Source organism: Cytobacillus purgationiresistens (genome assembly GCF_030813235.1).
GTDB lineage: Bacteria > Bacillota > Bacilli > Bacillales > Cytobacillaceae > Cytobacillus > Cytobacillus purgationiresistens.
The window spans coordinates 233,526-249,592 of record NZ_JAUSUB010000002.1; the positions used below are offsets into that span (position 1 = coordinate 233,526).

18 protein-coding genes are annotated in these 16,067 nt (G+C 36.3%); 8 read left to right on the forward strand and 10 right to left on the reverse strand.

What is annotated here, in order from left to right:
• Positions 1-27 precede the first annotated feature (27 nt).
• From J2S17_RS03825 to J2S17_RS03835, 3 genes are all read right to left on the reverse strand, one after another.
• Complete coding sequence (locus J2S17_RS03825) at positions 28-750, reverse strand: EcsC family protein (protein ID WP_307472076.1); 723 nt, start codon at positions 748-750, stop codon at positions 28-30.
• A gap of 71 nt (positions 751-821) precedes the next feature.
• Entirely contained in the window at positions 822-2,033 is a 1,212-nt protein-coding gene (locus tag J2S17_RS03830) for an ABC transporter permease (RefSeq protein WP_307472078.1), read from the reverse strand.
• Positions 2,026-2,766, reverse strand: a complete 741-nt coding sequence (locus J2S17_RS03835) for an ABC transporter ATP-binding protein (protein WP_307472080.1) — start codon at positions 2,764-2,766, stop codon at positions 2,026-2,028. The genes J2S17_RS03830 and J2S17_RS03835 overlap by 8 nt, the downstream gene beginning before the upstream one ends.
• A 631-nt stretch (positions 2,767-3,397) precedes the next feature.
• On the opposite strand from J2S17_RS03835, the gene J2S17_RS03840 reads away from it, so the two are divergent.
• The 3 genes from J2S17_RS03840 to J2S17_RS03850 all read left to right on the forward strand — a co-directional run bounded on the left by J2S17_RS03840 (position 3,398) and on the right by J2S17_RS03850 (position 5,729).
• Positions 3,398-3,820 carry an HIT family protein gene (locus J2S17_RS03840; protein ID WP_307472082.1) on the forward strand — a complete coding sequence of 141 codons (423 nt, stop codon included), beginning with the start codon at positions 3,398-3,400 and terminating at the stop codon, positions 3,818-3,820.
• Between the two features lie 166 nt (positions 3,821-3,986).
• The gene (gene serC / locus J2S17_RS03845) at positions 3,987-5,069 is read left to right on the forward strand and encodes a 3-phosphoserine/phosphohydroxythreonine transaminase (RefSeq protein ID WP_307472217.1); all 1,083 of its coding nucleotides are present in this window, start codon (positions 3,987-3,989) and stop codon (positions 5,067-5,069) included.
• 132 nt (positions 5,070-5,201) lie between these two features.
• Positions 5,202-5,729, forward strand: coding sequence for a tryptophan transporter (locus J2S17_RS03850; protein WP_307472084.1), 528 nt, complete (start codon positions 5,202-5,204; stop codon positions 5,727-5,729).
• Between the two features lie 49 nt (positions 5,730-5,778).
• Here J2S17_RS03850 and yhzF read toward each other — a convergent pair whose 3' ends face one another.
• Positions 5,779-5,952, reverse strand: coding sequence for a membrane protein YhzF (gene yhzF, locus J2S17_RS29065; protein ID WP_503128662.1), 174 nt, complete (start codon positions 5,950-5,952; stop codon positions 5,779-5,781).
• A 160-nt stretch (positions 5,953-6,112) separates the two neighbouring features.
• Here yhzF and J2S17_RS03855 point away from each other — a divergent pair, with 160 nt between their 5' ends.
• From J2S17_RS03855 to J2S17_RS03870, 4 genes are all read left to right on the forward strand, one after another.
• Entirely contained in the window at positions 6,113-6,472 is a 360-nt protein-coding gene (locus J2S17_RS03855; protein ID WP_307472086.1) for a YtxH domain-containing protein, read from the forward strand.
• Positions 6,473-6,734: 262 nt separating this feature from the next.
• Complete coding sequence (locus J2S17_RS03860; protein ID WP_307472088.1) at positions 6,735-7,313, forward strand: HTH-type transcriptional regulator Hpr; 579 nt, start codon at positions 6,735-6,737, stop codon at positions 7,311-7,313.
• A gap of 205 nt (positions 7,314-7,518) precedes the next feature.
• Positions 7,519-8,070, forward strand: a complete 552-nt coding sequence (locus J2S17_RS03865) for a DUF3267 domain-containing protein (RefSeq protein ID WP_307472091.1) — start codon at positions 7,519-7,521, stop codon at positions 8,068-8,070.
• A gap of 139 nt (positions 8,071-8,209) precedes the next feature.
• Complete coding sequence (locus J2S17_RS03870; RefSeq protein WP_307472092.1) at positions 8,210-8,389, forward strand: hypothetical protein; 180 nt, start codon at positions 8,210-8,212, stop codon at positions 8,387-8,389.
• A gap of 120 nt (positions 8,390-8,509) precedes the next feature.
• Here the strand turns inward: J2S17_RS03870 and J2S17_RS03875 are convergent, their stop codons facing one another.
• Positions 8,510-8,608, reverse strand: coding sequence for a YjcZ family sporulation protein (locus J2S17_RS03875; RefSeq protein ID WP_307472094.1), 99 nt, complete (start codon positions 8,606-8,608; stop codon positions 8,510-8,512).
• A gap of 61 nt (positions 8,609-8,669) precedes the next feature.
• Complete coding sequence (locus J2S17_RS03880) at positions 8,670-8,768, reverse strand: YjcZ family sporulation protein (protein ID WP_307472096.1); 99 nt, start codon at positions 8,766-8,768, stop codon at positions 8,670-8,672.
• 274 nt (positions 8,769-9,042) lie between these two features.
• On the opposite strand from J2S17_RS03880, the gene J2S17_RS03885 reads away from it, so the two are divergent.
• The gene (locus J2S17_RS03885; RefSeq protein ID WP_307472098.1) at positions 9,043-9,924 is read left to right on the forward strand and encodes a peptidylprolyl isomerase; all 882 of its coding nucleotides are present in this window, start codon (positions 9,043-9,045) and stop codon (positions 9,922-9,924) included.
• Between the two features lie 48 nt (positions 9,925-9,972).
• Here the strand turns inward: J2S17_RS03885 and J2S17_RS03890 are convergent, their stop codons facing one another.
• From J2S17_RS03890 to J2S17_RS03905, 4 genes are all read right to left on the reverse strand, one after another.
• Positions 9,973-10,170, reverse strand: a complete 198-nt coding sequence (locus J2S17_RS03890) for a sporulation YhaL family protein (RefSeq protein ID WP_307472100.1) — start codon at positions 10,168-10,170, stop codon at positions 9,973-9,975.
• Positions 10,171-10,735: 565 nt separating this feature from the next.
• Positions 10,736-11,680, reverse strand: a complete 945-nt coding sequence (yhaM, locus tag J2S17_RS03895; RefSeq protein ID WP_307472102.1) for a 3'-5' exoribonuclease YhaM — start codon at positions 11,678-11,680, stop codon at positions 10,736-10,738.
• Between the two features lie 112 nt (positions 11,681-11,792).
• Positions 11,793-14,795 (reverse strand): ATP-binding protein, encoded by a 3,003-nt coding sequence (locus J2S17_RS03900; protein WP_307472103.1) that lies wholly within the window; start codon positions 14,793-14,795, stop codon positions 11,793-11,795.
• The gene (locus J2S17_RS03905; RefSeq protein WP_307472105.1) at positions 14,792-16,021 is read right to left on the reverse strand and encodes a metallophosphoesterase family protein; all 1,230 of its coding nucleotides are present in this window, start codon (positions 16,019-16,021) and stop codon (positions 14,792-14,794) included. The genes J2S17_RS03900 and J2S17_RS03905 overlap by 4 nt, the downstream gene beginning before the upstream one ends.
• Positions 16,022-16,067: the final 46 nt, after the last annotated feature.

A 16,067-nucleotide genomic window follows, 5' to 3' on the forward strand; every position in this document is an offset into this window, starting at 1 on the left:
TATAATAAAAAACAACACCCTGATGCTTTAGAAGCGAGGCGTTGTTTTTAGTGTGCGTAAGCGATAGCAATTTTTTGCTGTTTCTCCCAATTGATCTAATAAATTGTAGTTGGCATAAGCACCTATTACAGCACCAACACCTGGCAATAATTGCAGCACCTTCACCAAATCGATATGATCGCGATATTCTTGCTGGAACTGGCGCCAGTCCATATCTGCCAGTCCTTCCTTTTTATTGTCCCATTCTTCAATCGTCTGCAGAGTTTCTCTTCTCTTCTCATCGCTGGAAAAGGCAAGTTGGAAAATATGAAGCAAAAATAAGCGTTCCTCATATTCAGTCGTATCATATCCGTATATGGAGGCTGACTCAAAGAGAAATTTCATCTTGATTGACAGAAGCAAAGGAAAGTCTGCCATTCCAAGAAAGATGCCTCCTGCTCCCGTTCCTGCACCTTCAATCGTTGCCGTTTTTCGGTAAGACGCCAGCTTTTCATCCAGTTTCTTATCCTTTTGTTCCAATGATAATCCTTCAGATTGCAATTTTTTTGTCGTTATATTAGAACCAGCAAGTGTGACCTTAACCATATGCTTAATTCCATCGGTAATCACTTGATGAGCTTTTTCTGGTATATAATGATTCATTTTATTTTGCGCCTTTTTCGAAACACGATTGAGTAAGCGGGATTTCTTTGTTAATTTAAATTTCCAATCCTGTACTTCTCGATATATGCTTTGCTCATATTCGTTCATTGTCATTACGCCTCCCATACAAATAATATACGGGAGAAGCAAGATAAAGTTTCACTTGATTAAATCATTCTTTAAGATCGCAACCTTTTCACGATATACATATTGACATAAAAATAAGAAAACGCCAGACCGGCAGCGAGTGCGGCCACACCAATAAGAAAATCTCCTTTTATAAATAAGACTACACCAAATATTAAGGCTTGAAGGTTCAAGATATTCGCAAGCAGACTTTTAAAAGACTTTTCCTTGCTTGCATGATCAACTGGATACAATCCGATCCATAGTTTATTTTGGTGATGTTTCCATAAAGGCAAAAGCTGAAACCCAGTTAAATACATGAAAAGGACGGCAAAAAGCACTTGACCAAACCCAAAAGAGATAAAGTAAATAACTGCCCCGCCAATAAGAGACAAACGAATGAATAATCCAAAGTAATCCCCTGCACGTAAAAATGTGCGTGTATAGAGGTGGCTATACGTTTTCTTTTGATCAAATGACAACCCTGCAACAATCCAATCAAGCCATTTGCGTCTTTTAATTCTATCCTTTAAATGCGGCACATCCGTAAACATATTTGCCAATCGATAAAAGGAAGCCATTCTTCTTTCCTCAGTATCAATTAAATATTCCCACTTTAGACCCTTTTCCTTTGTTTTCATATGGAAATAGAAGTATAACAGCAGCTGTATGGCTCCAACGACGATTATGAAAATCGGATTTGCTCCTGCAAATAATAAATATAAGAAGACAGTATTAACTGAAAATCTAACGATAGAATCAAATATATGAACATTTGTTTCAGTAAAAAACTGTACGCGCCACCGAATCATTAAATTTACCAGCTTTACTGCTAATAGAATCAATAAAAACGGTAGAAACGAACTAAATTGCCCATTATTCACACTTGCATACATAGGCATAAAAACACCTAATCCGATAATAATTAGGTATGCTTGAAACAAAAAGCTTACGATTGTTGCCTTTGTAAAATAACGATTCAACCTCTCCTCAAGCGGTAAGAGAAACACTCGATCCGCTTCCTCAAGAAAGCTATAAATAGGGCTATATGTAATTAATAAACCGAGTATAACCGCCATTATTATGGCAACGGGATAATCTGGCGGGAGCTGCTTGACCCATTCTTGATAATAATAGGCAGCGGTCCCAAGCAGGAATACCATAACGATAAGTATATGCCCATTAAAAATATATTTTAAATAACGGCTTAGCTCCTTTACCCTTTTACTGAGCCGATTTTTCCACAATATTTGTTCATTAAACATAATCTTCTTCCTTTGTTAACTGGATATATAAATCATCAAGTGTCGCACCTGGCATAGAGAATTGCTCTCTTAACTCTGCTAACGTCCCTTTTGCCCTTACCTTTCCTTCATGAAGAATAACGAAACGATCACAGTACCTTTCGGCAGTGGCTAGAATATGGGTGGACATTAGAATACCTGCACCACTATCTTTTACCTTTTCCATTAAATCCAATAATGACTGAATGCCAAGGGGGTCAAGTCCAACAAATGGTTCATCCACAATATACAAGGAAGGCTGAACTAGGAAAGCGCACATAATCATCACCTTTTGCTTCATTCCTTTTGAGAAATGTGCAGGGAACCATTTCAAGCGTTTCTCCATTCGAAATTCTTTTAAAAGTTGTGTTTTTCTCTCCTTGTACTCAGCTTGATCTACACCGTATGCCATCGCTGTCATATCCAAATGCTCATCCAGTGTCAATTCATCATACAAAATCGGAGTTTCCGGTACAAATGTAAACTGTTTACGATATTCTTCTTTGTCCTTTAAAAAGGCATTGCCCTTTATTTTAATTTCACCTTTATGAGGTTCCATTAACCCTATAACATGCTTAATGGTCGTACTTTTCCCTGCTCCATTTAATCCGATAAGTCCTACGATTTCATTTGCATTTACATCAAAGGAAATCTCTTTTAAAACAGGGTTTCTCGTGTATCCTCCTGTTACCTGATTGATTTCCAAAAGAGCCATAACCAACGTCCTTCCTATTTTAAAAAAGTTATTCTTACCCTCTATTGTAAAAAATGCAAATGCACCTTGTCCAGATTAAGCCGATTACATTTTACTTAAGATTTTTTTATCTGCATATTTAATATCAAAACGGACATTCTAATCTTTGAAGGGGAACAAAATCAAATAATCATCAACAGATGATTAACTATTTGAGATGAGGTGTCTACAGCAGACAAGTTCCTTTCAAAGACGATTGCTTCTTACGTGACTAACAAGGAGATGTTTTTATTGCATACAAGTAATGAAAACCCACTGATCATTTTTTAAACACAAGGCCGCTTTACCCAAAAGTGGTCTGCCTAATCATTTTATTAAATGAGGTGTTTATTAAATACGACAATCAATGCCTTATAAGTTGTGAAACCTATATAGGATAGATCGTCACACCAAGATCATTAAACTCAATAACACAGGTTCATTACCAAATGAGGTGTTTGTTAAAGAGTATTTCCTGAAATAGAAACGTTTATATTGAAGCTTTCCCCTTCATTTCGGCAGGATTCTTAACGAATCCTGCCTTTTTAGTTAAGAATTGTTTAAAATTATGATAAAATATGTTAAATATCAGTTATTGTAGGAGATGAAAATCATGAGCGATTGTATTTTCTGTAAAATTGTCAATGGGGATATTCCAGCAGCAAAAGTGTATGAAAATGAACATGTAGTAGCCTTCTTAGATATCAGTCAAGTAACTAAAGGGCACACTCTGGTTATTCCAAAAATACATAAAGAAAATTTATTTGAGCTAGATCCAGAAATGGCACGTGATGTGTTTGAATCTGTTCCTGAGATCGCCAATGCCTTAAAAAAGGCATTTAATCCGATTGGACTAAACTTAATCAATAATAATGGCGAGCATGCTGGACAAACTGTCTTCCATTATCATATGCACTTAATTCCGCGTTATGGAAAGGGGGATGGCTTAGGCGTGGTCTGGAAGTCGAATCAATCTGATTATACAGCCGAGGATTTGCATGCCCTCTCTACAGCGATTCAGTCTCAATTTAAATAATAAACAATGATTAGAAAAGGTCTCTCCAATTGGAGAGACCTTTTCTTGCAATTAAAATATTCTATTTTTAATCTGTACAAATCGCATATTTTTGGTAACATAAGTATATCTTTAATTCTTTACAGTGGTATAGAACAACTATGGTGAAGTGTGGAGGGAAAGAATGATGAAACGAGCACTGAATTTCAATGCAGGGCCGGCAACCTTACCAGAAGCCGTTCTGAAAAAAGCCGAAAGAAACTGGCTTAACTTCAATAATAGTGGCATGGCAATCATGGAAATGAGTCACAGAAGCAAAGAATATGAAGCAGTACATAATCAAGCGATTTCATCTTTGCGCAGCCTTTTGGCGATCTCTGATGATTATGAAGTTTTATTTCTTCAAGGAGGCGCAAGCCTTCAATTCTCAATGATCCCGATGAATTTGTTATCTGAAGGGAAAGTCGCTCATTATGTTTTAACTGGAGCTTGGTCAGACAAAGCATTGAAGGAGGCAAAAAAAGCTGGTAAGACAGCCATTGCCGCTTCCACGAAAGAAGGTGGCTATCGTTCCATTCCTAAATTAGATGACATTACCCTATCTAGTGACGCTGCCTATCTTCATTTAACCAGTAATAACACAATTTATGGCACACAATGGCATGCATTTCCTCAAATTAAAAATACGCCTGTCATAGCAGATATGTCGAGCGATATTTTATCAAGGCCTCTTGATATGAATCAGTTTGGCTTAATATACGCAGGGGCACAAAAAAACCTAGGTCCATCAGGTGTAACGGTTGTGATCATTCGCAAAGAGTTAATAAGCGAATCCCATACACAACTGCCGACTATGTTAAACTACCATACCTATTCAGCTAATAACTCTTTATATAACACGCCACCGACCCTTGCCATCTACCTTTTATCACTCGTCCTTGAATGGGTGGAGGAAATCGGCGGGCTAGAAGCGATTCAAAAAGAAAATACAGAAAAGGCCAAAGCAATCTATGATGAAATTGATGAAAGTGGAGGATTCTTCATTGGCCACGCAGAAAAGGATAGTCGTTCTTTAATGAATGTTACCTTTAATCTGGCAAATGATGAGCTTTCAGCAAAGTTTTTAAATGAAGCAAAGGCATCCGGATTTGTTGGATTAAATGGCCATCGATCTGTTGGCGGCTGCCGCGCATCGATTTATAATGCCGTACCTAAAGACCATGTATTTGAGCTTGTTCAATTTATGAGAAAGTTCCGTGTAAATAATTAACAGAAAATATCATTTCAATATTAGATAATTGGTGATATAATTGGTTAAAGTTTTTCGCTGCAGGCAAAGAGTGCACTGCAGGAGGAACGGTAAGCTCACCAGAGTCATAGAATAGCTGAGGAGAGATGAGAAATGAAAAGTAAGAACCTTGTTGCCCTTGCCCTTTTGGCAGGAATGGGTGTTGTGCTCCATACGATTACACCCGGAATTATTATGGGTATGAAACCAGATATGATGCTTACGATGATGTTTTTGGGCATAATTTTATTTCCTGATAAAAAGAGCGTGTTACTCATGGGATTAGTGACCGGATTGTTATCTGCTCTAACCACTACATTTCCTGGTGGACAATTCCCTAATATAATTGATAAACTTGTCACTGCTTTTATCTTTTTTGGGTTACTGATGTTGCTGAAAAAAGTACCAATGCAACCTCTTGTCTGTACAATACTGACTGGGGTTGGAACCATTATTTCCGGCATTATCTTCTTATCATCCGCTTATTTTATCGTTGGACTGCCAGATGCTTTTCTTGCAATGTTTGCACTTGGCGTATTACCAGCAGCAGGATTTAATATTGTGTTAATTATTATTCTATATCCAATTGCTCAATCTATTAGTAAAAGAACAAAATTAAATGAACAAACAATACAATCATAAATAATATATTCTGAGCCCGCAGCCGCGGGCTTTTCCTTTTCTATAACAACTACATCATCATCATCCCTATGATCAAAAAAATTGCACCTCCACCACAAGATGTCATGGCTCTCCTCTTCAATAGATGTCTAGGTGGATAAAATCCTGGCTTCTTTATCGATAATAAAAATAAGAGTCCACAAATAAACAAGAATCCACTGATGATAAATGCAATGGCAGCCATCTGCTTTCTTTCTCCTTTCCACACCTTTAATCATGTATATGCTCGTCTTTTCTCACCTATGAAAACCTATTCAATTAATGATGACAGCAGAAAAGGTGTATCATTCAATAAAATGAGGTATGATGAAACTATATCTTAAATTGTAGAGGTGAATGAAAAAATGAAAGCAAAATCACTTTTTCTAGGGCTTCTAGTTGGAGGAACAGCCGCTAGTGTAGCCGCTCTTTTATCCGCTCCTGCTTCAGGAAAGGAAACAAGAAAATACATATCCATCCAAAGCAAGGTGTTCGCATCGCAAATGAGTGAGCTGAACGATCAACTATCAGTAATTAAAAAACGCCTCGTGCATGTTGGTCACGAAGGAAAAGAAGCAATGACAGCTTTAACCACAGATATGGTAGAATCCATCAATCAATGGAAAGCCGATATTCTGCCTCATCAAAAAGAATTACAAAAGGAATTGCAGAATATAGAAAAATCCATCGCTGAGCTTGAAGCAACTCTAGATAAAAAAAAATAATGTAAAAAGCTAACCTTCTTTTTTCCATAAATATTTTTCGGAAAAAAGAAGGATTTTTTATTTATAAACAGAAAACTAATATATTATGTTATAAAAATGGTTATTAAAAAAAAATGCCAACAAACGAATTTAATTCTCTATTCAAATGCCAGTTATATATTTAAATGAAATAATATCTAAAAATTAAGTAAATTTATTTCTTTATTAATTTTTGTTTTATTGGCATAATGATAATACAATATATAAAAAGTAGGTGAACTCAATGTCAGACGTGAATTACTCAATGAAGGAAGCTATGCTCTTCAGCCAAAGAATTGCGCAGTTAAGTAAGGCTTTATGGAAATCGATTGAAAAGGATTGGCAGCAATGGATTAAACCTTACGACTTAAACATTAATGAACATCATATATTATGGATTGCCTATCATTTGAATGGTGCATCCATCTCTGATGTTGCTAAGTTTGGAGTAATGCATGTATCAACAGCTTTTAATTTTTCCAAAAAATTAGAAGAAAGAGGTTATTTGCAATTTTCCAAGAGAGAAAGTGATAAAAGAAATACGTATATTCAACTGACTGAAGAAGGTGAAAGCGTTTTTCTAAATTTAATGGAGTCTTTTCAACCAGATAAGAATTCAGTTTTTTCTGGTGCAATGCCTTTGCGGGATTTGTATGGCAAGTTTCCTGATATTATTGAAATGATGGCCATCATTCGTAACATTTATGGCGATGATTTTATGGAGATATTTGAAAAATCCTTCTCGAATATTGATAGAGAGTTTAAAGAGGAAGATGGAAAATTAGTAAAAAAAGAAGAAAATGAAAAAGAATTAATTAAATGATTTTTTATTATAAAGCGGAATCTCTCAGATCTATCTTCTCCGCTTTTTATTTTTGTTCACTCATGCTCAATGTTTCACATAAACATTTTGATGTCCCCTTTTTCTTATGAAAAGACCACTTTATTTCCTATTGATTTTTCAGTTCTTTCGGAGTAAAGTAACTAAGTAAGTTTTGAGTTTAAGAATTTATTTATGGAGGATTATCATGACAATGAATTGCTGGAGAGCAATTAACTTTACGAAACAATATGGGCATTTAAGAATCATGATTTTCTCGTTATTAACCATGTTTTTCACTTTCATTATAACCTATATACCAGCAACCTATATATTCGTTTCAACCACCTTTAGTGACAGAATATTTTTCATCTTCCTTGTAGCATTATTAATGATTTATCCGTTGCATAAGCTACTTCATTATTTACCTGTTTTGCATATGCGACAAAAGATCAAGAAGGGATTAATATTCAGATCTGGATTTTACCCAATTATCACCGTACAAATTATGGAGCCGATTTCGAAGTTTTCATTTTTAGTGGCTTTATTGACTCCTTCGATTATTATTAATAGTTCATTAATTGTCTTATGTTTTATGTATACGCAATTTGCACTGTATTTTATCATCCTGCTAGCCTATCATGTCGGATTATCATTTTATGATATGATTTATGTGAAATTTGTGATGATGGCACCTAATCATTCATATATTGAAGAAAATGCTGATGGAATTGAAATACTCGTTACCAATCCAGATTGAAAAAAAGAAGCTTCCAGTCTCATATAAACAGGAGATTACCGAAAATATCAGTCTTCCAGCCTTTTATACTTTCTTTTTTTACTTAACTTTGATATGGTAAGTAACATACAAACAGTCTGACTAGAGGAGGGAATCTTCGATGATCTCCATTTTCATTATTTTTGCCGTCTTTATATTATATTACATTAATAAAATGACGTATTCATTATGTTTACAAAAAGAAATCCCTGAAGAAAAACAACCTAAAGTATATCGGACAATCAATGTCCTTATTACGATATTATTGATTTCTTCTTTTGTAGATATTGCTTTTACGTAAAAAAGCACATAATTATGTAACTAATGAATAGTAAAAGCGGTGGACCTGAGTCCACCGCTTTTATTTAATTGGTGTAAAAGGGATGTTTATACAATACTGTCTTATAAGGATCAGGTTGGCTTACAGCCAAGAAGCTCCGATAATTACTAACAAAATAAAAAGAACGACAATTAAAGCGAAACCGCCGCCATAACCGAAACCGCCGCCACCACCAGACATGCAAACCCTCCTTTCACAATCGCTATAGGATTATATGCAAATCCCATAGTTATTCTCTAAATTAAAGCCATGAAGCACCAACGATTATTAATAAAATGAACAATACAACGATTAACGCGAAGCCGCCTCCGTATCCTCCGCCGCCATATCCACCGCTCATGATAACACCTCCCTTATGGTAGTTACCATATTCTATTCATACTGATTGTTTTTCGAATAGGTACGTATCTCGCCTTAAACCAAATTTATTTAATTTGGACGAAATATCCTTAAAGTTTCTATATATCGTATGTATGAATGAAGTAAATGGTTAGGCGAATACCCAAAATTTTCAGAATTTAAGCTAATTTTATCCAAAATGTTTTTGTTATCAAATCTATTTATGTTATAGTAAATTATGTGCAAAAACGACAAATAATTTGGGAGTGTTCAACATGAAAAAATGGATTATATCCCTTTCTGTTGCAGCTGGCGTCATTGGTTTAAGTGCGTGTAGTTCTGGGGATTCAGATGTAGTTGTGGAAACAGGAAACGGTAATGTTAGTCAAGAAGAATTTTACGAAGCATTGAAGGCTCAAAATGGAGATGCCGTTCTTCAAGAACTTGTTTATGAAAAAGTTCTCTCCAAAAACTACGAAGTCTCAGATGAAGAGTTAAATGAAAAAGTAGACGAAATGAAAGAACAGCTAGGTGCAAACTTTGAAATGGCACTGATGCAATATGGCTATAAAGATGAAGAACATTTAAAATCAACTTTAAGAACAGGCTTAATGCAAGAAAAAGCAGCGATTAAAGATATTGAAGTAACTGAAAAAGAAGTGAAAGAGTACTACGACAATTATGAACCTAGAATTAAAGCAAGACATATTCTGGTAGAAGATGAGGATACAGCCAAAGAAGTTCAGAAAAAGCTTAAAGATGGAGGAGATTTTGCTGAACTTGCAACAGAATACTCCACTGATCAAGGATCTGCTGCAAATGGTGGGGACCTAGGCTGGTTTAGTAAAGGACAAATGGTTAAAGAATTTGAAGAAGCAGCTTACGATCTTGATGTTGATCAGATCAGTGAACCAGTCCAATCCACTCATGGATTCCATGTTATTCAAGTAACTGAAAAAGAAGAAAAAAAACCTTTTGAAGATATGAAGAAAGAAATGGAATATGATGTAAAAGTGTCCAAGCTTGACGGAACAGTCATCCAAGAAGCAATGGATCGTGAATTAAAAGAAGCTGATGTTAAGGTAAATGATAAAGAACTAAAAGATCTTTTTAATCCAGAAAAAGCTGAAGCCGACAAAGACAGCGAAACAAAATAATAATGAAAAAAGGAACCCAAATAGGTTCCTTTTTTATATTTGACCCTCTTATACTCCAAGCGATTGTTGCTGTTCTTGTTCTGTTTTTCTCTCTTCTTTTTCTTCCTCAAGCCTCTTCATATATACTTCGCCTTCCTGCTCAATGAATGCATTTTCAGTCTTGCGTTCATCTCTTCCCGTTTTCACAGCCATAAATGCACTAACAAAAATTCCTGCTACAATGAAATAGATCCATACTGGTATCAATTTAAATCCTCCCTATTATTAGGTTGTCTACGTTTCTATTAAAATTTATGCCAAATATCCAAAAATATGAATAGAAAAATAGAAATGCGGAGGCGACTGCTCAGCCCCGACAAGCTTAAGACGGAGCAAACGAAAAGGCGTGACCTTTGCCTTTTTGATTGCTCTGACTTAAGACCTCGAGGGGCTAGGAGCCGAAGCTGGACAAATAGAAATGCGGAGGCGACTGCTCAGCCCCGACAAGCTTAAGACGGAGCAAACGAAAAGGCGTGACCTTTGCCTTTTTGATTGCTCTGGCTTAAGACCTCGAGGGGCTAGGAGCCGAAGCTGGACAAATAGATATGCGGAGGCGACTGCTCAGCCCAGGATCCTCAGAGGTATAGGAGCCTCCTCCTTTCGACACAATGATATGATTTGCCTCGTTACTCACTACTCTAACAAAACCCTTATGACCTATATCCTGAGCTTTTACAAGCAAAGACTATAACCACGAGTAGATGAATACTTATGGTGCTGCATTAACCAACCAATAAAAAAAATCGTCCTATGATCGGACGATTTCTACTATTTATTTATGAAAAGTTGGCTTATAGAAGGAGCGATTGTCTAAAGCAAAGACTCTCTCAGTAAAGTCTCCAGGCTTCACTCTCTCTAATGCGCGATCAAGCATATTCATCTTCGCATCTAAGTTATCGATATAATGAAGAATTTCTGCTTCTTTTATTAATGGTGGTTTCGGGCTGCCCCATTCCGCTTTACCATGGTGGGACAGTACTAAATGCTGAAGGATCATTATTTCTTCTCCGTTAATGGACAACTCTTCTGCCGCCATGCCAATTTCATTGACCATGATTGTAATATGGCCAAGTAAATTCCCCTCAACTGTGTAGGAAGTAGATATAGGTCCAGATAGTTCAATTACTTTACCAAGGTCATGGAGAATGATACCCGAATAAAGAAGGTCTTTATCTAAGCTTGGATAAAGCGAAGCAATCCCTTTTGCTAAATCAAGCATTGATACAACATGGTAAGCTAAACCGGAAACAAACTCATGATGATTTTTCGTAGCCGCAGGGTATTCAAGAAAAGCTTCTTGATGCTTCTTTAACAAATGCCTTGTAATCCTCTGTATATTAGGATTCTTCATTTCAAAAATATACTGAGTTACCTTCCCCATCATTTCTTCAGAGCTTAGAGGTGCAGTCTCTAGAAAATCAGCCAGTTTCACTGTGTCTGTTGGTGAAGCGGGTCTTATCTGACGAATTCTTAACTGATTACGTCCCCGATAGTTTAATATATCTCCCGTAACCTTTACAATCGTTTCAGGACTATAATTCTTTTCATCTTGATCAGAAACATCCCATAGCTTTGCTTCTATATCTCCACTTTGATCTTGAAAAATCAATGTTAAAAAAGGCTTTCCATTACTGGCAATTCCCTTTGTGGCATTTTTGATTAGTAAAAAAACCTCAATTTGCTCTCCTACTTCATAATATACAATTCCCTTTGACATAGCCGCCCAAAATCTCCCTTCTAACAATTACTCAAAAACTTCTACATGCACTCTTCTATTTGACAATTATATCATACTAGCTTCTGCCCTACTAAAGTTTTCAGGATGGGCACTAGAAAGACGAAGGCATGCTCGTCAAATGATTGATTTCAATTACTTCCTCTTCTGAAAAATAGGGCATTAGATGTCGCTGACATGTGAAAAATAATATTTGCACTCCTGTTATACTTTTAAATAATCGAATCACATTTTCTGTTCTTTCCTGATCGAAATTTACAAAGCTATCATCAATAATAATCGGCATTGCGTATTTTTCAAAAACAATTTCTGCTAATCCTAACCGAAAGCTAATATATAACTGTTCCGCAGTCGCTTGACTCAGCTCTTTTGCTTCAAATATTAGGCCGTTTTTATTTTCTATGTGAAATAAACCATTTTCTTGATTTAGATAGACCCTTTTATATCTTTCTCCCGTTAATAAAGAAAAATAACGTTCTGCCGCTTTCACAATTTTAGGAAGCTTTTCTTCTTTAAATCGATTGACGGTCCTCTTGAGAATGTCTTTTGCAGTTGCATATGTCGCCCATTCTTTCGCAGCTTCATCAAACTCAGCTTTCTTCATTTTAAATGTGTGCAGTATATCTGCATAAGTTCCTCCATCCTCAATCAAGGTAATTTCATATTTAGTTTCAGCGAGCCTCCTTTGCAATGATGGAACTTCCTTTTCAATATGCGATAATCTCGATTCGTTTTCCATAACAATGTTTGAAAGGTTGTCTATTGATACCAACGCTTTCATCCTTTCATCTGTAAGGGAAGACATTTTTACCTTCAATTTCAGATTTTGAAGTTCTCCCTCTAGCGCGATCTTCTTCTCTGCAAGATTACCTATTTTAATGAATTCTTCTACCGAAACAGCTTGAGTAACTGCCAGCAGCGCTGAAACTTCCTGCTGATAATGAAGGTATTTTGAATGATTCATCTCCCATTCAGCTTCTAATTCTGACAGCTTTTCCTTCCGTTCTCTTTGTGTAATTTGTTTCTCCATTTCTTCTTTTAACTTTTTCCTTAATAAGAATGCACCCTCGTGTATCTTAGCTGGCTTTCGATCAAGAAGCTGATTTAATTCGTTAAATAAATCGTTTATTGATGTGAGTTTTTGTTCTCCAAGGATTTGGCGCTCATTTAAATACGTCTTTTCCCTAAGTAGTGCTTTCACCTGTTCTATAAACGTAAAAGCTTCTAAAAGGTGTGATTTCACAATATGCTCCGGTAAGTTGAGCTTCTGACCTAAACAATTAATTTCCGAATGAACCTCAGCAGATAGTACTTCCCATTCCTCATAGGAACGAATGATTTTTTCGTAATTATCATTACTTTGCTGCCAAAGAAGCTGATGATGGCGATATTGAGATTGTCTTTCATCATCTATCGTCAATAGACCTTCTACATCCTCATTTTCCATTAAGCCTATCTTGCTCAATGATGCTATTCGTAATTGTTCCCGCTCTTGAAGCGAAGCCAACTCATCTGTAATTAAATCACCTGTAATGGCAGGCGACTTTTTTAATATTGAATAGAGTGAGAAAACGAATCCTACCGAGCCAATAACTGCCATAAACCAGTGCGAATTCAAAAGTCCCCAGATGACCAAACATGCAAACATTATTGTGAAAAAGGAGAATTGGAAGCGATCTCTTCTTTTATTACTCAATTGTTCTTGACGAGTCCTACTCTGCTCATTTGTTAAATGGATCATTCTTTCTCTAATTTCTTGTAACTCTTGTTCAATCTGTTTTTTATCCTTATAAACCGTTTGTTTCTTTAGTAATTCGGTACGTTCTTCATCTGTCAATAAATTGCTTTTAACCTTCTCTATCTTGTCCTCCAGATCGACTAAAGTGTTTCTTTCCTCTTCAAAACGCTCATCTAGCTCCATTTTTTTACTATGCAGCTTTTTCTGGTTCTCGACTGCTTTTATTACTTTTTCTTTATGAATTACACTCGTATCTATTGCTCTGACTTTCTCTTCTTCAATTTCAATATGAAGCTTTTCACCTAATATACTCAACTCTTCATCAATGGATCTTAATTGAATTGAGCGTTCCTCTTTTTCCTGTAGAATCCTTTCCCATACTGGGATACTCTCTATTACAGCTTGAATTTCATTTTCTTTTTCAAGCGTTTTAGCATGAGGTTTGTTTTCGTAAATGTTCTCTTTCAATGCATGAACTCTAGCCTCTATGCTGGTTTTTTGCGCTTCAATGGGTTTCATGGCTGCTTCAAGACGATCTAATCGATTTAATCCACCTATTGGAAAATGAGCAGTCTCCATCGAATGAGCCTCCACTTGTAATAGCTGATATTGAATAAATGAAGACCTTATTTTCTCCCATTCTCTTATTTCCGCTAACTGCCCTTCTTTATCAGTACGTTCTTCAATTAGCAAATCAAGTTCATTCTCTAATTTTTCTTTCAATTGTATTTTCGTCCAATAATCACCGTTCTCCCGCTCAGCTTTTTTTAATTCATTATGCAGCTGCTGCAATTCTTTTAATTGTACGTTAATCGATGGTTTGTTTCCGTTCGGTTTAAAACGCTCGTCCAGTTTCTTTTGTAAGGTTTGTTCTGCAATCACGATTCCGTCTGTTCCAATTGCAGCAGCGGAAAAAAGGAATTTTCCTAAGTCTTCACCCTTTAAATGCTGTACATTTTGCAATCCATGAATATTGAATGAAAAAACCGATTGAAACAATTGCTTATCTACATCGTGCAAGAGCTCATTTAAAAGTGTTTCTCCTCCCCTTGTTCCATCATCTAACAAAACATTTACATCCCCTGCAGCCTTTCCTTTTACACGCTCAATAATAGCCGTACCTCTATCATGAAAATGGACGGTTAATCGTCCTCCATATTTCGACCCTGTCTTCGGCTCATATCTAAGCTCTGTCTGAATCTTTGTTGGGAAGCCGAATAAAATGCTGTGAATAAAGGACATTATTGTCGATTTCCCTGCTTCATTTTCTCCGTAGAAAACTTGAAACGTTTGAAGATTATTGATGATGACATCCGTTAACTTTCCATAGCCATAAATATGTATTGCTTGGATTTTCACGATTTCACCTCCGACTTCATAAGAAGATTCAGCAGCATTGTTTCCGCATCATCTACGATTTTTTCTATTTCCTTTTCCGTCAAATTTTCCACATATTTATATGCAATTGGATGAGCGTATAGCTGAGATAGGCTTTGATGATAATTTTCACGCTGGTCTGTTTGCTTAAAGAATTCTTGATAAAATTCCGATTCCTTTTTTAATTGAGCACGATTCCACTTAACCTTGTCTGAATACCGCAAATCCGATACCCAAACAAATGACTCCTCATCTTTTTCTTGCTCTTGTAAGAGCTCTAATAAATCACCGTTGTCCAGCCCCTTTTTTTCCACCGGGGACAGAGAAACAGATTCGATATTTAAAATCAAAAGGGTACCTTTGCCTTCATACCTCACCGCTTCAAGTAATTTTAAGCACTCAGTCATAATCCCTTGGAAAGAATCAATAGAAGAACAATCGAGGGTTGCTTCCGTCCACATGACAGCTTCTGTCTCAATAAATTCAAAGGATTGACCAGCATCAGATAATTCAACGAAAAAACAACCTTTTTTCCCTGTTTCTTTTCTATTTCTCCCTTGAATGTTTCCAGGGTAAATAATGGGAGGAGATTGATTCAAGATCACTTGCTTATGAATATGGCCAAGTGCCCAATAATCAAATCCTTTAGATGTCAAATCAGATAGAGAAAAAGGTGCATAGTTCCCATGGTCTGTGCTTCCTTCGAGATTACCGTGTAATATTCCAATATGATAATCCCCGCCATCCACCTTTTTATAGTGATCAATTTTCCTCTGATGAACATGTCTTGTTGGATAGCTGAAACCGTATAAATGAACCTTCACGTCTTCTTTCATAAATGACAGCATTTCCGGTTCATTGCTAAATATATGGACATTATCCGGCAAAGATAGATGAGCCCATTCTCCCCCCATATGATCATGGTTTCCATGAACAGTAAAAACCTGAATATCAGCATCAGCTAATCTTTCCATTTCTTTGCGAAAACGCGTTTGCGCTTTGATGCTACGGTCTGCAGCATCAAACAGATCCCCGGCAAGAATAACAAAATCAACTTTTTTAATCATCGCTGTTTTGACAATTCTAGAAAAGGATTCAAAAGTACTTTCTTGCAGTTTGCGAAAAATACTTTGTGGTAAATGCTTTAAACCGATCATTGGACTATCTAAATGCAAGTCCGCAGCATGAATAAATGTAATATTCTTCATAGAAACCCTCACAAGCTTTTTCCTTCATTCTAACGCATCCACCACA

Excerpts from the sequence above, each read along its gene's own strand:
- J2S17_RS03825 (WP_307472076.1), bottom strand. The coding sequence starts at position 750 with ATGAACGAATATGAGCAAAGCATATATCGAGAAGTACAGGATTGGAAA.
- J2S17_RS03830 (WP_307472078.1), bottom strand. The coding sequence starts at position 2,033 with ATGTTTAATGAACAAATATTGTGGAAAAATCGGCTCAGTAAAAGGGTA.
- J2S17_RS03835 (WP_307472080.1), bottom strand. The coding sequence starts at position 2,766 with ATGGCTCTTTTGGAAATCAATCAGGTAACAGGAGGATACACGAGAAAC.
- J2S17_RS03840 (WP_307472082.1), top strand. The coding sequence starts at position 3,398 with ATGAGCGATTGTATTTTCTGTAAAATTGTCAATGGGGATATTCCAGCA.
- serC (WP_307472217.1), top strand. The coding sequence starts at position 3,987 with ATGAAACGAGCACTGAATTTCAATGCAGGGCCGGCAACCTTACCAGAA.
- J2S17_RS03850 (WP_307472084.1), top strand. The coding sequence starts at position 5,202 with ATGAAAAGTAAGAACCTTGTTGCCCTTGCCCTTTTGGCAGGAATGGGT.
- yhzF (WP_503128662.1), bottom strand. The coding sequence starts at position 5,952 with ATGGCTGCCATTGCATTTATCATCAGTGGATTCTTGTTTATTTGTGGA.
- J2S17_RS03855 (WP_307472086.1), top strand. The coding sequence starts at position 6,113 with ATGAAAGCAAAATCACTTTTTCTAGGGCTTCTAGTTGGAGGAACAGCC.
- J2S17_RS03860 (WP_307472088.1), top strand. The coding sequence starts at position 6,735 with ATGTCAGACGTGAATTACTCAATGAAGGAAGCTATGCTCTTCAGCCAA.
- J2S17_RS03865 (WP_307472091.1), top strand. The coding sequence starts at position 7,519 with ATGACAATGAATTGCTGGAGAGCAATTAACTTTACGAAACAATATGGG.
- J2S17_RS03870 (WP_307472092.1), top strand. The coding sequence starts at position 8,210 with ATGATCTCCATTTTCATTATTTTTGCCGTCTTTATATTATATTACATT.
- J2S17_RS03875 (WP_307472094.1), bottom strand. The coding sequence starts at position 8,608 with ATGTCTGGTGGTGGCGGCGGTTTCGGTTATGGCGGCGGTTTCGCTTTA.
- J2S17_RS03880 (WP_307472096.1), bottom strand. The coding sequence starts at position 8,768 with ATGAGCGGTGGATATGGCGGCGGAGGATACGGAGGCGGCTTCGCGTTA.
- J2S17_RS03885 (WP_307472098.1), top strand. The coding sequence starts at position 9,043 with ATGAAAAAATGGATTATATCCCTTTCTGTTGCAGCTGGCGTCATTGGT.
- yhaM (WP_307472102.1), bottom strand. The coding sequence starts at position 11,680 with ATGTCAAAGGGAATTGTATATTATGAAGTAGGAGAGCAAATTGAGGTT.
- J2S17_RS03905 (WP_307472105.1), bottom strand. The coding sequence starts at position 16,021 with ATGAAGAATATTACATTTATTCATGCTGCGGACTTGCATTTAGATAGT.